11 protein-coding genes are annotated in these 13,351 nt (G+C 51.4%); all 11 read right to left on the bottom strand.

The genetic code is table 11. From position 1 onward, the window contains the following. Positions 1-37: 37 nt before the first annotated feature. The 11 genes from spoVM to coaBC all read right to left on the bottom strand — a co-directional run bounded on the left by spoVM (position 38) and on the right by coaBC (position 13,264). Positions 38-118, bottom strand: coding sequence for a stage V sporulation protein SpoVM (gene spoVM, locus ACTJKB_RS19565; protein ID WP_020431362.1), 81 nt, complete (start codon positions 116-118; stop codon positions 38-40). A 281-nt stretch (positions 119-399) separates the two neighbouring features. Then, entirely contained in the window at positions 400-1,068 is a 669-nt protein-coding gene (rpe, locus tag ACTJKB_RS19560; protein WP_440836064.1) for a ribulose-phosphate 3-epimerase, read from the bottom strand. 4 nt (positions 1,069-1,072) lie between these two features. Then, the gene (gene rsgA, locus ACTJKB_RS19555; protein WP_440836063.1) at positions 1,073-1,978 is read right to left on the bottom strand and encodes a ribosome small subunit-dependent GTPase A; all 906 of its coding nucleotides are present in this window, start codon (positions 1,976-1,978) and stop codon (positions 1,073-1,075) included. A 123-nt stretch (positions 1,979-2,101) separates the two neighbouring features. Continuing rightward, positions 2,102-4,303: a Stk1 family PASTA domain-containing Ser/Thr kinase gene (gene pknB / locus ACTJKB_RS19550; RefSeq protein ID WP_440836062.1), complete on the bottom strand. Its 2,202-nt coding sequence runs from the start codon at positions 4,301-4,303 to the stop codon at positions 2,102-2,104. Beyond that, positions 4,300-5,076, bottom strand: a complete 777-nt coding sequence (locus tag ACTJKB_RS19545; protein WP_440836061.1) for a Stp1/IreP family PP2C-type Ser/Thr phosphatase — start codon at positions 5,074-5,076, stop codon at positions 4,300-4,302. Before ACTJKB_RS19545 ends, pknB begins: the two co-directional genes overlap by 4 nt. Positions 5,077-5,082: 6 nt before the next feature. Then, positions 5,083-6,123, bottom strand: a complete 1,041-nt coding sequence (gene rlmN / locus ACTJKB_RS19540) for a 23S rRNA (adenine(2503)-C(2))-methyltransferase RlmN (protein ID WP_074101681.1) — start codon at positions 6,121-6,123, stop codon at positions 5,083-5,085. Between the two features lie 293 nt (positions 6,124-6,416). Continuing rightward, a complete protein-coding gene (rsmB, locus tag ACTJKB_RS19535; RefSeq protein ID WP_440836060.1) occupies positions 6,417-7,913 on the bottom strand; it encodes a 16S rRNA (cytosine(967)-C(5))-methyltransferase RsmB in 1,497 nt (498 codons plus the stop codon). Then, the gene (fmt, locus tag ACTJKB_RS19530; RefSeq protein WP_440836059.1) at positions 7,910-8,848 is read right to left on the bottom strand and encodes a methionyl-tRNA formyltransferase; all 939 of its coding nucleotides are present in this window, start codon (positions 8,846-8,848) and stop codon (positions 7,910-7,912) included. The genes rsmB and fmt overlap by 4 nt, the downstream gene beginning before the upstream one ends. A gap of 5 nt (positions 8,849-8,853) precedes the next feature. Further along, on the bottom strand, positions 8,854-9,339 hold the full coding sequence (gene def, locus ACTJKB_RS19525; RefSeq protein WP_440836058.1) for a peptide deformylase: 486 nt from the start codon (positions 9,337-9,339) through the stop codon (positions 8,854-8,856). Between the two features lie 125 nt (positions 9,340-9,464). Next, entirely contained in the window at positions 9,465-11,996 is a 2,532-nt protein-coding gene (gene priA, locus ACTJKB_RS19520; RefSeq protein ID WP_440836057.1) for a primosomal protein N', read from the bottom strand. Further along, positions 11,996-13,264 (bottom strand): bifunctional phosphopantothenoylcysteine decarboxylase/phosphopantothenate--cysteine ligase CoaBC, encoded by a 1,269-nt coding sequence (gene coaBC / locus ACTJKB_RS19515; protein WP_440836056.1) that lies wholly within the window; start codon positions 13,262-13,264, stop codon positions 11,996-11,998. Before coaBC ends, priA begins: the two co-directional genes overlap by 1 nt. Between the last annotated feature and the right edge of the window lie 87 nt (positions 13,265-13,351).

The raw sequence follows: 13,351 nt of genomic DNA, 5'->3' as shown, positions 1-13,351 counted from the left end.
AGGTGCTTTTTTTCATGTTTTCTTTTCTATTCCGTCTTCAACTTTTCTGAAAAGTGTTCAAAATCGCTTTAACAAAACCTCCCAAAAATCTTGGCAGCTTGAACGTGTAAAATTTCATCATTAACCCTCCCATCAATTCATGCCGTACGGTAGGAGACTTTCCTGGCGTGCCGCTAACGTAACGAATGCAGACCTCCCTTATTGAATAAGAAGAAACGATTTTGCCGTCCTCCGGAAGAGGCGGTGTTTTTGTTTCTCAAAAAATAGAAAGTTAAAGGATATAGCGGAACATACACTTTCGAATATTCAAAAAAAGGCTACATGAGATTTCTGCTCATGTAACCATATTTATGCGTCAGTAACTTGGCCTATACCATTTGATAAATGTGTCACTTACGTTTAACGCAGGGCTGCCTCTGCTGCTTCTCGAATGGCCTTGATAGCAGCAGTACGGTCACTGCATCCGAACACTGCATTTCCGGCCACTAAAACGTCCGCACCTGCTCTAGCAACGAGCGGAGCGGTTTCTGCGGCGATACCGCCGTCTACTTCAATCCGCAGAGAGGTATGATTCACTTCCCGGGCCCATTCCCGGATCTGGCGGATCTTTTTCACCGTGTGCGGTATAAACGATTGTCCTCCGAAGCCGGGGTTCACAGTCATTACTAGGACCATATCTACATCCTCAAGTACCTCTCGAACAGCTGCTGCGGGTGTGCCCGGATTAATCGCCACACCGGCCATTAGGCCAAGCTCCTTGATCTGGTGCACTACCCGGTGAAGATGAACACAAGCCTCGGCATGCACTGTAATAATGCCTGCTCCTGCGGCTGCAAACTCCGGGATATAACGCTCCGGATTCTCAATCATCAAATGGACATCAAGCGGCAACGTAGTGTGTGCTTTTACTGCTTTTACAATCGGAGGTCCAAGGGTAATATTCGGCACAAAATGGCCGTCCATGACATCCACATGAATCCAGTCTCCACCGCTGGCTTCGGCTTCTGCGACCTCTGCGCCCAGTGCGGCAAAATCGGCTGATAGTATCGATGGTGCGATTGTAATCATAGTGTTAGTACCTCCGCTTTTTATCTTTCATTTCATTGTAAAACAGCCTGTAATGGTCATACCGGCTGCCTGCGATCTCACCCGTATTCACAGCTTGAATGACATGGCAGCCCGGTTCATGCAGATGGCTGCAGCCGCGGAATTTGCATTTCTCAGCATACGAAGCAAATTCCCTGAAGCAGGTGGACAACTCCTCCACACCCAGTTCCAGAAAATCCAACTGGCTGAATCCGGGTGTATCAGCTACAAAACCGCCGTTGCCGATATCCATCAATTCCACATGGCGGGTAGTATGGCGTCCCCGGCCTAATCGAAGACTGATCTCTCCCGTTTCCAGTTCAAGACCAGGGACAAGGCGGTTCAGCAGTGTAGACTTACCAACACCCGACTGGCCGGAGAAGACGCTGATCATTCCAGCCAGACGGTTCCGCAGCTCATCGCTGCCGGAGCCGGTAAGCGAACTGGTGACCATCACTTCGTATCCTATGCGCTCGTACAGCTCTTTGACAAGCGCTGTGGCTTCGCCCTCATCGTCAGCCAGATCCTGCTTCGTCAGCACAATGAGGGTCTCCAGACCGGAGTGCTCAATGTGAACCAGAAATTTATCGAGGAGATTCAGATTCATGTCCGGCTCGCGCACGGAGAATAGAAGCACTGCCAGTTTGACATTGGCTACCTGTGGACGGATCAGCTCGGACTCCCTTGGAAGCAGCTCATCGACCATGCCTTCCCCATTTTCGGTCAGAACATATTTAATCCGGTCTCCTACAAGCGGAGCAATCCCTTTCTTCTTGAGGATTCCCCGCCCTCTGCATTGCACAGCCTCTTCCTCAGTAGCAATCAACCCTTCACGGAGCGGCTTAACGTAATAATAACCGCTTAATGCTTTGATTATAATTCCTTCAGGCATACATCGTGAGCCTTCCTCTCCTGATATTGCACAAATGACCCAAGTCTGCTAAAAGCTCCCGGGTCATTCTGCTAGCTGCAGCAGCTCAAGAATTCCTTCAGCACTGCTGTAGCTTATATCCATTTATTTTCTTTTTCCCGTATCCTTAACTTTGCCGCTGTTCGAAGTTGTCTGTACATTGCCAGCATTATTTGACGTCAATCCGGTCTGATCCGCTGCACCAGTGTTGCCATCTCCAGTGGAAGGAGGCAAAATCTCCGGTTCTACCGTTGGCTCGGCAGAAGCTGGAACGTCTGTAGGCGCCTCAGTCGGCTCAGGGGTATGCTGAACCGGTGGCTCCGGATCAGGTACGGTTCCATTTTTGGCGTCTGAATATTTAATGGTATAGGTTTCGATGAAATCGCCATCCTGGTAGACAGAGATAGAGCCGTCCTTATTGGGAGCGAGCAATAAATTCACCGACAGATTCTGGCTTTTGGCGATCGTGCGGGTTCCCCACTCCTGGTTCTCGCCGTCCTTGCGGGCATCAGCATAAATGATGCGGATTTTTGTCTTTTTACCTTCGACTGAAGGGGCTACCGGTACATTGAACGTATATTCCAAGGCTTCCGGAGGGTAACCTGTACTTACTGTAATGTTGATCTTCTCACCCGGTGAAGCCGTATCGCCTTTTTCATAAGGCCATTGGTTTATGACTATACCTTTTTCGTCAGAGAAGCTGGATTCCTCTTTAACTTCACCAAGAACAAGACCGGCTGCCTCCAGCATAGCCTGTGCATCTTCCTTAGTATGACCTTTGAGATCTGGTATAGGCGTTGTCTCTTGTCCCTGGCTGACAATCAGTTTGATCGTTGCTGTCTCAGGATCGTAAGGACTACCCGTGGCCGGCTCTGTGCTTATGACCTGCCCTTCAGCAAAGTCCTCGCTAAAGCGTGGATCCTCTGTAATCCGGCTCTGTTCCACGCCTTCTGCGATCAGCAGCTTTTCTGCATCCTCTTTAGGTTTGCCCGTTAAATCGATCATCGCAGGCAGCTCCTTGGCAATACTTACGATAAGGGCTATAGAAGTGCCCTCTTTGACCATGGTATCCGGCTCTTTACTTTGCTTTAATACAATACCAGGTTCTTTATTCGCATTATATTCTCCTGCCGGTGGTTCTTCTGCGATAAGCCCTACTTTGGCGAGCTCCGCTTTGGCTGCTTCAAAGGAGATGTCGGTCACCTTGGGGACCGCCACTTCATCGACGTCGAACTTGTCGTTCACATACCAGACCAGGCCGCCCATTGCGAGCAGAAGCAGCAATGTGAGGCTGATCCAGAGCACAGGACGACCCCATTTCCGTTTGGCGGAGCTTCGCGGCATTTCTTCTTCTTCATCACGCCTCATCCGGTCTTCTCCGCCACCACGGCTGTTAAGCCCCCGCTGCATCGGCCGGATTGCCGGAATAACACGGGTTCTGTCCTCATCCTCTTCATCATGGAACTGAGCCTTGGATTCGCTTCGCCGTTCCGGCAGCAGACAGGTCTCCAAGTCCTGCAGCATTTCTTTAGCGGACTGATACCGCTCCTCCGGATTTTTGCGCATGGATCTTAAAATAACATTCTCCACGCTTTGCGGAATCAGCGGATTCAGAAGCCGGGGTTCTTCAAACTCCTCCTGCAAATGCTTCAAAGCTACGCTGATCGGGCTTTCGCCCAAAAAAGGCAGCACTCCTGTAAGCATCTGGTAGAGGACAATCCCCAAGGAATACAGATCGGACTTTTCCCCCGTCGCTACTCCTTTGGCATGCTCTGGCGAGAAATAATGCACTGAGCCGACTACAGAGCCTGTCTGGGTTATAGTAGTGGACGTAACTGCCCGGGCAATTCCGAAATCTGTCACCTTGACTCGTCCATTGCGGCCAATCAGAATGTTGTGGGGCTTGATATCCCTGTGGATAATCTGATTCTGGTGCGCATGGTCCAGTGCGTCGCATATCTGTGATGCGATACGGATGGATTCATCTACCTGAAGCGGGGCTCGTTCTTTGATAATTTCATTCAGGTTCTTGCCTTCCACGTATTCCATAACAATATAGTGAATTTCATCTTCTTGTCCTACATCGTATATACTGACCACATTTGGATGAGACAAGGATGCGGCGGATTGCGCCTCCCGCCGGAAGCGGCGGATGAATTCCTCGTCATGCACAAACTGGTTTCGCAAAACTTTGATCGCAACGTTCCGGTTAAGCAGGATATCATGGGCTCTATAGACGAGCGCCATGCCACCTCCTCCAATCCGTTCGATTACTTGGTAACGGCCGCCCAATTCGTGACCGATCATTTATCCCACTCCTTTGTTTCGGGCACAGCGGCCACTCCTTGATGTTCTAGCATAGCGACGCTAATGTTATCGCCACCGCCGGCAAGCAAAGCCAGCTGAAGTAAACGGTCCGCTCTTTCTTCCAGGGATATTTCATGAATCCCTGCCACTTTGCCCAGATGCTCCTGGCTGACGAAATTGCTCAGGCCGTCACTGCACAATAACAAAAGCTCCCCTTGTGACAGATGAACAGGTGCAAGATCAGCCGTAACCTCGGCATCCGTTCCCAGCGCCCTGGTCAGAACATTTCTACGCGGATGGTTGTCGAGCTCTTCGAGGCTGATCTGGCCGTTCTTGAACAGCTCATTGACCAGCGTATGATCATCGGTTAACTGTACGGCTGCACCATCCTTAATTAAATAGGCTCTGCTGTCCCCGATATGTCCGATATATCCGTCCGGACCCTTCAGAAGAACAGCAACGACAGTCGTACCCATGTTATGATACTTCTCATCGCTGGAAGCCTCATTATGGACCGCACTGTTGGCCTCATAAATGGCAGCAGTGAGCGCACCCTGAAGTTCTTCCTCCGGAAGATCAGGCTGAAGCCCGTCCAGGGCATTCTTTATTGTCTCCAGAGCAAGACGGCTCGCGGTGTCGCCAGCCAAGTGTCCGCCCATTCCATCGGCAATAATGCCGAGGGTATAACCGCTGCGTGTCACGCCGATCCAGACTGAATCCTCATTGACGGTACGTACCCGGCCAATGTCGCTGGCATGAACTGTTCTGATCAAATATCCTCACCCCAACTCCATATGTTTGGCGCGCAGCTGTCCGCATGCGGCCGCTATATCATGACCCTGCTCACGGCGGATGGTTACATTAACACCGTGGTCGGCCAAAATACGTTGAAATTCAAATATATCATTGCGTGAAGTCCGTACATATTTGCGTTCAGGCACATGATTCACGGGAATCAGATTCACGTGGCAAAGCATAGTTTTCAGCACTCCGGCAAGCTCCTCCGCATGCTCCTTCTGGTCATTAACGCCGCCAATCAGGGCATATTCAAAGCTGATCCGGCGGCCTGTCTTAGCCTGATAATACCGCAGGGACTCAATCACATCATCAAAGGGATAACGCCGGTTAACCGGCATCAGCTTGGACCGAAGTGTATCATTGGGTGCATGTATCGAAATGGCCAGATTAATCTGGGTATCTTCGTCTGCAAACTTATATATATTAGGCACGATTCCGCTGGTAGAAACCGTGATGTGCCGTTGTCCAATGTTCAGGCCTTTCTCATGGATCATCAGACGCAGGAACCTCATAGTAGCGTCGTAATTCTCAAAAGGTTCGCCGGTCCCCATGATGACAATGCTGCTGACCCGCTCACCGCGGCTATCCAAAATCTGCTGGGAGCGGACGACCTGGGCCACAATCTCGCCTGCGGTCAGATCGCGTTTAAGACCACCGAGTGTGGAAGCGCAGAATGTGCAACCGATCCGGCAGCCTACCTGTGTAGTTACACAGACGCTGTTGCCATAATTATGTTTCATAATAACAGTCTCTATCGCATGGTCATCATGCAGTCCGAAGAGGAATTTCACAGTACCGTCCTTAGACTCCAGCTTTGTGATCTCCGTCAGAGCTGTGATGCGGAATTGTTCTTCCAGCTTGGCGCGCAGCGCCTTGGATAAGTTGCTCATGGATTCAAAATCATTCACCCGTTTGACATACAGCCAGTCAAAAATCTGGCCGCCGCGAAAAGCGGGCTCTCCGTTATCCTTGGCCCACTGCTGCAACTCTTCCAGAGAAAAATCATATATTAAAGGTTTCATTAGATTCAGCACCTGTACTTTCTTAAGATATTGAAATTTATCAGAATACGCACCAAACCATTATTTTAAAAAGATAAGAATTTATATGTTACACGCTATAAATTATCCTTCTCTTTCTCGCTGAAACGGATGCCGCCCTTATAAGGACGGCATAGCCGTTTCCACTTGTGATATGCGTATTATTTCTCATTCTTCCTATTTTAACACAAAATTCAGAGACGGTAAAAGAAAAGCCCGCCACGCATAAAGACCTGCGGGCGGGAGACCGGATAATGTCTTACGGAACTGCTATTTTACAAGAGTCTTTGCAGCCGGGAAATGAAGAAACCATCACTGTTAAAATGCTGAGGAAGCAGCTGTAGCCCCTCTCCCTCGGCAAGAGCGGTACCCCCGATTCTCTTCCATACAGGGGAGTCGAAGGTTACAGAACAAAAACCGGAATTATTCTCAAGAAACTGAGCGATAATTCTGCTGTTTTCTGCCTGTTCTGTTGTACAGGTGCTGTAAACCAGAATCCCTCCGGGCTTCAATAATCCTGATACGGATTGCAGCAACTCAGCCTGCAGCGCAGCCACACTGGATATATCCTCCGGCTGTTTGCGCCATTTGAGATCCGGTTTGCGGCGGATCACTCCAAGTCCGGAGCAAGGTGCATCCAGCAGAATCCGGTCAAACGTTTCCGGCTCTAACTTCTGCACAAGCTGAAGTGCATCAGCACTGCCTATAACAATACTGTCGAGTCCAAGCCGCTTAGCCTGGTCTTCTATCAGCTGTGCTTTGTGCGGATGCAGATCGTTGGCATAGATGTAACCTTCGTCCTTCATCAGTTCAGCCATATGGGCGCTTTTGCCGCCAGGAGCGGCGCAGCAGTCAAGCACTCTCATGCCGGGTCCAGGTGCAACTGCCTCAGCTACCAGCATTGAACTCTCATCCTGTACGGACAAATAGCCATCGCGGTACCAGGAGCTGAGCGCAAGGTTGCCGCCGCCCTTGATATTAATGCCATAAGGGCTAAGCTGAGAAGGAGAAGCTTCCAGTCCCGCCTCCAGCATTTGTGCCAGCAGAGCGTCGCGGCTGATCATCGTAAGATTCACGCGAACACTGGACGCTGGCGGTTCATTGTTCGCGGCACACATCGCTTCAGCGGCATCCAGCCCATACTGCGCAGCCCAATGTTTTACCATCCACAGAGGATGGGAATGAAGCACGGAAATGCGTTCTTCGCGGCTTAGGTTCTCTGGTAAAACCGGAAGCTCTCCGGCACGCAGCACGCTCCGAAGTACCCCGTTCACCATCCCTGATATCCCTTGATGTCCACGTTTCTTAGCGATATTCACCGCTTCGTTGACAGCTGCATGGGACGGGACACGGTCCAGATACATGATCTGATACAAGCTTAGACGCAGCAAATTGCGGACCCAAGGCTGGAGCTTGGCGATTCCTTTGCTTACGAATCCACTGAGTACATAGTCTAAGGTAATAAGCCGCGAGATACTTCCATATACGAGTTCCGTTGCCAGTCCTGTATCTTCACGGCCAAGCGTGGACTTCTGCAAGCTGCTGTTCAGCAGCAGATTACTATAAGCTCCTTGCTGCTCCACACGGACAAGAATATCAAGCGCCACTTCCCGGGCGGAATCGGCTGCCCTGTTACCCGGGGCACCTGACCGGGAATTCCTGCTGTTACTTCCATTACTTTTGCTGCTTCCTGCCGGTCTTGCCCCTCCGTTACCGCCGTCAAGCTTCTTTTGCGTTCCTTTGCGGTCCGTGCCGCCACTCCCCGCGCTCAACCCAGCACCATCCCGGGCTTCATCACAGCGCCGCGGCTGAAGTCGGCTGCAGTCATGGCTTTTTTACCTGCCGGTTGTACTGAGGTAAGCAGCAGACTACCATCACCAGTTACCACTTCAACACCGTCGCCACTCACTGCCAGCACCGTACCTGGTACAGCTTCAATATTAGTGCTATTCCTGTCTGGTCTAAGCGCAGCCCATATCTTGAATGTTTCTCCGTTCCAAAGTGTAAAAGCACCCGAGAACGGCACCAACCCGCGAATACGGTTATAGATATCAAGCGAACTTGCATTCCAGTCAATCCGTTCATCATCTCTGCTGAGATTTGGAGCGTAGGTAGCTTCACTATCATCCTGTGGAGTTGCCTGCACGCGGCCAACGGCAAGCCTCGGCATTTCGTTCTTGAGAAGCTCACATCCGGCGAGACTAAGCTTTTCAAACAAAGTTCCCGAGGTGTCCGTATCTTCAATGGGAACCTCTACGCGCGAGATCATATCACCAGTATCGAGACCTTCTGCCATATACATCAGAGTAACGCCGGTAACCTTTTCGCCATTAATAATACAGCGCTGAATTGGAGCACCGCCCCGGTATTTCGGCAGCAGCGAGCCATGGACGTTCACACAACCGAACTTTGGAAGATCAAGCACTGATTTAGGTAAAATCTGTCCGTAAGCCGCTGTAACAATCAGATCCGGCTCATAGGTTGCCAGTTCGGCCACGGCTTCAGGGCGTCGCATCCGCTCAGGCTGCAGGACCGACAGCCCTAGAGCCAGAGCCGCTTCCTTCACTGGAGAAGGCGTCAGTGTCTTTTTACGTCCCTGCGGCCGATCCGGCTGGGTGACGACTGCGACAACCTCATAGCCCTGCTCCAGCAGCATTTGCAGGGAAGGCACCGCAAAAGCCGGAGTTCCCATGAACACTATCTTCATATCCTTCACTCCTCAGTTTCGCTGTGCTCAGCTGTATACTCATACACCTTCTCGGCAATATCCGTGAACAGCACCCCGTTAAGATGATCAATCTCATGCTGAAACGCCCGGGCCAGCAAGCCGCTCCCAGTGATTGTTACTTCCTTGCCTTCACGGTCAAGTCCGCGAACAGTCACGGTCTCTGCACGGCGCACATCCCCATTTAAGCCTGGTATGCTCAGGCAGCCTTCCGGTCCGAATTGCTCGCCTTCCATGCTGACAATTTCCGGGTTGATCAGCTGGATCAATCCATGTTCTTCATCGGCATCTACTACGATAAGACGTTTCAAAATACCAACCTGCGGGGCAGCCAGTCCAACACCCTCCGCGTCATACATGGTATCCGCCATGTCATCCAGCAGTTTTTGAACATTAGGTGTTACTTTCGTCACTGTCTTTGCAGTCTTGTGCAGCACTTCATCCGGTTCTTTCACGATCAGCCTTATAGCCATACAAACACACCGTCCTTGAACATTTCTATAGTATATCTAACTCTAATCAATCTAAGCTCACTTCAGATCTATATTCGCATTTAAGAATTCTCTGCAATGCGTACCTATTGTAACATGCCTGATGATTACATCAACATCTGCGGATCTACATCCAGACTGATTTGAAGTCCTGTATCTCGTACCGAATCCTCAAGTTCTTCTGCCACCTGTCGGGCCAGTCCGATTGCATCAATGGAGCCGCGCCACTTGATAATGCACTGAAATCTGTATCTGCCTTTTAACCGCGGCAGCGGAGAAGCGACAGGTCCAAGTAAATCGAGCGCATCGGATGACAGCTTATCCAGACTGCCGAACCAGCGCAGCTGACGAGCCTTTCCCTGCAGATTCAGCGCATAATTCTCTGCCATCCGCAGCAGTATAGGAAGCTGTTCGTGGGAGAGTGTAACAAGAATCAGACGGCAATACGGCGGATAATGCAGCTCCCGGCGGTGCTTCAGCTCTTCCCGCACAAAGGAGTGATAATCATGTCCGCTGGCATGCACTATGGAATAATGCTCCGGCGTATACGACTGCACTACAACTTCGCCGGGAAGTTGGTGGCGTCCCGCTCTCCCGGCGACCTGCGTCAACAGCTGAAAGGTCTTCTCAGCCGCCCGGAAGTCCGGCAAATTCAGTGCTGAATCTGCTGTGATTACACCTACCAGTGTAACATCAGGAAAGTCCAGACCTTTAGCTACCATTTGCGTACCCAGCAGCACATCGGCCTTCTTATCCCTGAACTGGTTCAGCAGCTTCTCATGCGAACCCTTCTCCGTGGTTGTATCAACATCCATACGGATGACACGGATGCCCGGGAACAACTTCCCGAGTTCTTCTTCCACCCGCTGGGTCCCTGTACCAAAGAAGCGGATATGCTCACTTCCGCATTCCGGACAAAGTTTGGGCGCCGGTTCAGCATGACCGCAGTAATGGCAGCGCAGGTTATCGCTGCGGCTGTGGTAGGTCAGGGAAATATCACACTCGGGGCAGCCAGCCACATAGCCGCAGCTGCGGCACATCACAAAGGTGGAAAAGCCTCTGCGGTTCAGAAGAAGCACCGTCTGTTCCCCACGTTCCAGCCTGCTCTCCAGAGCGGCATGGAGCCGGCGGCTGAACATCGAACGGTTCCCCTCTTTGAGCTCCTCCCGCATGTCAGTCACATGCACTTTAGGCAATTCATTGCCGAGCGCACGGCTCGGCATGTGCAGGAGAACTGGCGAGAAATGAATATCACTCTGGGAGCGGGCTGCATGATAGCTCTCCAGAGAAGGAGTCGCGGAACCGAGAATCACAGCAGCTCCACCCTGTTCTGCCCTGCGGACCGCAACATCACGGGCATGGTATTTCGGATTCTCCTCCTGCTTATAGGAGGATTCATGTTCCTCATCCATGATAATGAGGCCCAGATTCACGAACGGAGCAAAAACTGCGGAACGGGCGCCTACAGCCACCGTTGCTTTGCCTTCACGGATTTTGCGCCATTCGTCATATCGTTCACCGACAGACAGCCGGCTGTGCATCACGGCTACTCCGCTTCCGAAGCGGCCTTTGAACCGCTCGACCATCTGCGGGGTCAGGGCAATCTCAGGAACCAGCACCACAGCCTGACGGCCCTGATCCACACAGCGCTGGATACACTGCAGATAAATTTCTGTTTTGCCGCTCCCGGTTACCCCATGCAGCAGAAAAACCTCATGCCGCTGCTCATCGACGGTTGATGCGATTCGCGTATATACCGCTTCCTGCTCGGCTGTCAGCGGCAATGGAGCACTGGGCTTGAAATCTCGTCCCTGGTAAGGATCACGGTATACTTCAATCTCACTGATCTCAATAAACCCCTTATCCTCTAGCGCTTTCACCGTACCGGCTGTGACCTGCAGAACCGACAGTACATCCTTCATCGGCATGGGCAGCATGGCTTCCATCTCGATCAAGAAGGATAACACTTCTTTTTGGCGGGCTGAGCGTGCCGAAAATCCGGCCAGGGATTCGCGGGCAGCGGAGAGGCCAATGGCGAGATCGACTGCCTTCAGCTTCTTCTTACCCATCTTATCCTTAATCGACTGACTCTCAGCCAATACACCGCGGCGGAGCATAAACTTCACAGTCTCCGCAGCCTGTGGAAAGGTCCGTGTCAGCAGCTTCATTGAGACTTCTCCATGACGTCCCACAAATTCAGTAATCCGGCTCTCCTCCTGATCCAGTTCCAGGAACAAAGGGAATAGCTCGTCCGTGATAATGCCGTTGTCTTCCGCAGCATCACCGAGCGTAATCAACCGTTCGGCTTTACCTTTGAGAGCCGTTGGAAGCATCGCCTGAAGCGCAGAAATACGTCTGCAGGCATATCTTTGGCTCATCCAGTCACCTAACTCCACCAACTCAGGGGAAAGCGGAGGAAGTAAGTCCAATACTTCCTGTATGGGCTTCAATCCCGATACTACACCAATCTCTCCAGATTCCAGAGAGACGACAAAGCCTTGCACCGTACGGTGTCCAAAGGGCACTGCCACCCGGCTTCCCACTTCGATCCACAGCTTAAGCGAGTCCGGTATCAAATAGTCAAAAGGCCGGTCAGTGCTGCGCACAGGAACATCGACAATGACCTTGGCTATCTCCATTATAATCCTGCTCCGGAAATGCGCGCTGCCGCCAACTGCAGCACCTGCCATGCGACTTCGTCTTTGGAGACCTGCGGAAGGTCAAACACAAGACCCTTTGCGTCATAGACGGCTACGATGTTGGTATCTGTCCCAAAACCCGCACCTTCAGTCGCGACATCATTGGCAACGATAAGATCCAGGTTTTTGCGGACCAGCTTGTCCTTGGCATAAAATTCTGTATTGCCTGTTTCGGCAGCAAAACCGATCAAAAATTGCTTATCCTTCGTTTTTCCGAGACTCTCCAGGATATCCGTCGTCTTCACCAGTTCAAGGGTCAGCGTATCTCCGCTCTTCTTGATTTTGGATTCGGCACTCTGCCTTGGACGGTAATCCGAAACTGCAGCAGCCTTGATCAAGAGATCGCAATCCTTCCAGCGGCTCACCACCGCATCATACATCTCCGCAGCCGATTCCACCCTCACGACTTGAATCTCCGGATCCTGCGGAGGTGCTTCGTCCGTGCGCGCTGCAATGAGCGTTACCTCGGCCCCCATTGCACGTGCAGCACGGGTTAGGGCAAAGCCCATTTTGCCGGAGGAATCATTGGTAATATAACGGACCGGATCAATCCGTTCAATCGTACCGCCAGCGGTGATGATGACTTTTTTCCCGGATAGAGGCCCGTTAGCTGCACTGTGCTGTAGCGCAAAAAATTGCTCCACCACTTGCACTATCGCTTCAGGCTCCTCCAGCCGGCCTTTCCCTACATAGCCGCAGGCCAGCAGACCCTCGCCAGGCTCGATAAATTTGACACCCCGCTTATACAGCGTATTGATGTTTTCGAGCACCGCCGGATGCTGATACATATGTACATTCATGGCCGGTGCCACCATAACGGGAGCGGTTGCTGCAAGTAGCGTGGTGGACAGCATATCATCGGCCAGCCCATGTGCCATTTTAGCGATGATATTGGCGGTTGCCGGTGCTACCAGAATAAGATCGGCGGAATCTGCCAGGTCAATATGCGAAATCGAAGACGGATCACGCTCCTGAAAGGTATCGCTGTATACACGCTGTTTGGACAATGACTGCAATGTCAGCTCAGTTATGAACTGCTTGGCCGAGGCCGTCATGATCACATGCACCGTGGCTCCTTTTTGCGTAAGCTTGCTGGTCAAGGCAGCCCCTTTGTAAGCAGCAATCCCACCGGTAATCCCCAATATAATCGTTTTGCCTTGTAAGCTCTTCAACTTAATCTCCCCCCTGTTCCCTTGCCTAGCGTCCATAACCATCAGATATGAAAGAAAAAATGAAAATCCTCACTTTTTGAGAAAAAAATAACAACCTTCCGGTTGTCGGTACAGCCCGGTCCG

Source organism: Paenibacillus sp. 22594 (assembly GCF_052044425.1).
Classification (GTDB): domain Bacteria; phylum Bacillota; class Bacilli; order Paenibacillales; family Paenibacillaceae; genus Paenibacillus_AQ.
Note: the sequence above shows the minus strand (reverse complement) of the source record. Positions and strands in the feature narration are given on the sequence as shown.

Bases quoted from the DNA above. Each gene is read 5' to 3' on its own strand.
- spoVM (WP_020431362.1), bottom strand. From the start codon at position 118: ATGAAATTTTACACGTTCAAGCTGCCAAGATTTTTGGGAGGTTTTGTT.
- rpe (WP_440836064.1), bottom strand. From the start codon at position 1,068: ATGATTACAATCGCACCATCGATACTATCAGCCGATTTTGCCGCACTG.
- rsgA (WP_440836063.1), bottom strand. From the start codon at position 1,978: ATGCCTGAAGGAATTATAATCAAAGCATTAAGCGGTTATTATTACGTT.
- pknB (WP_440836062.1), bottom strand. From the start codon at position 4,303: ATGATCGGTCACGAATTGGGCGGCCGTTACCAAGTAATCGAACGGATT.
- rlmN (WP_074101681.1), bottom strand. From the start codon at position 6,123: ATGAAACCTTTAATATATGATTTTTCTCTGGAAGAGTTGCAGCAGTGG.
- fmt (WP_440836059.1), bottom strand. From the start codon at position 8,848: ATGAAGATAGTGTTCATGGGAACTCCGGCTTTTGCGGTGCCTTCCCTG.
- def (WP_440836058.1), bottom strand. From the start codon at position 9,339: ATGGCTATAAGGCTGATCGTGAAAGAACCGGATGAAGTGCTGCACAAG.
- priA (WP_440836057.1), bottom strand. From the start codon at position 11,996: ATGGAGATAGCCAAGGTCATTGTCGATGTTCCTGTGCGCAGCACTGAC.
- coaBC (WP_440836056.1), bottom strand. From the start codon at position 13,264: ATGGACGCTAGGCAAGGGAACAGGGGGGAGATTAAGTTGAAGAGCTTA.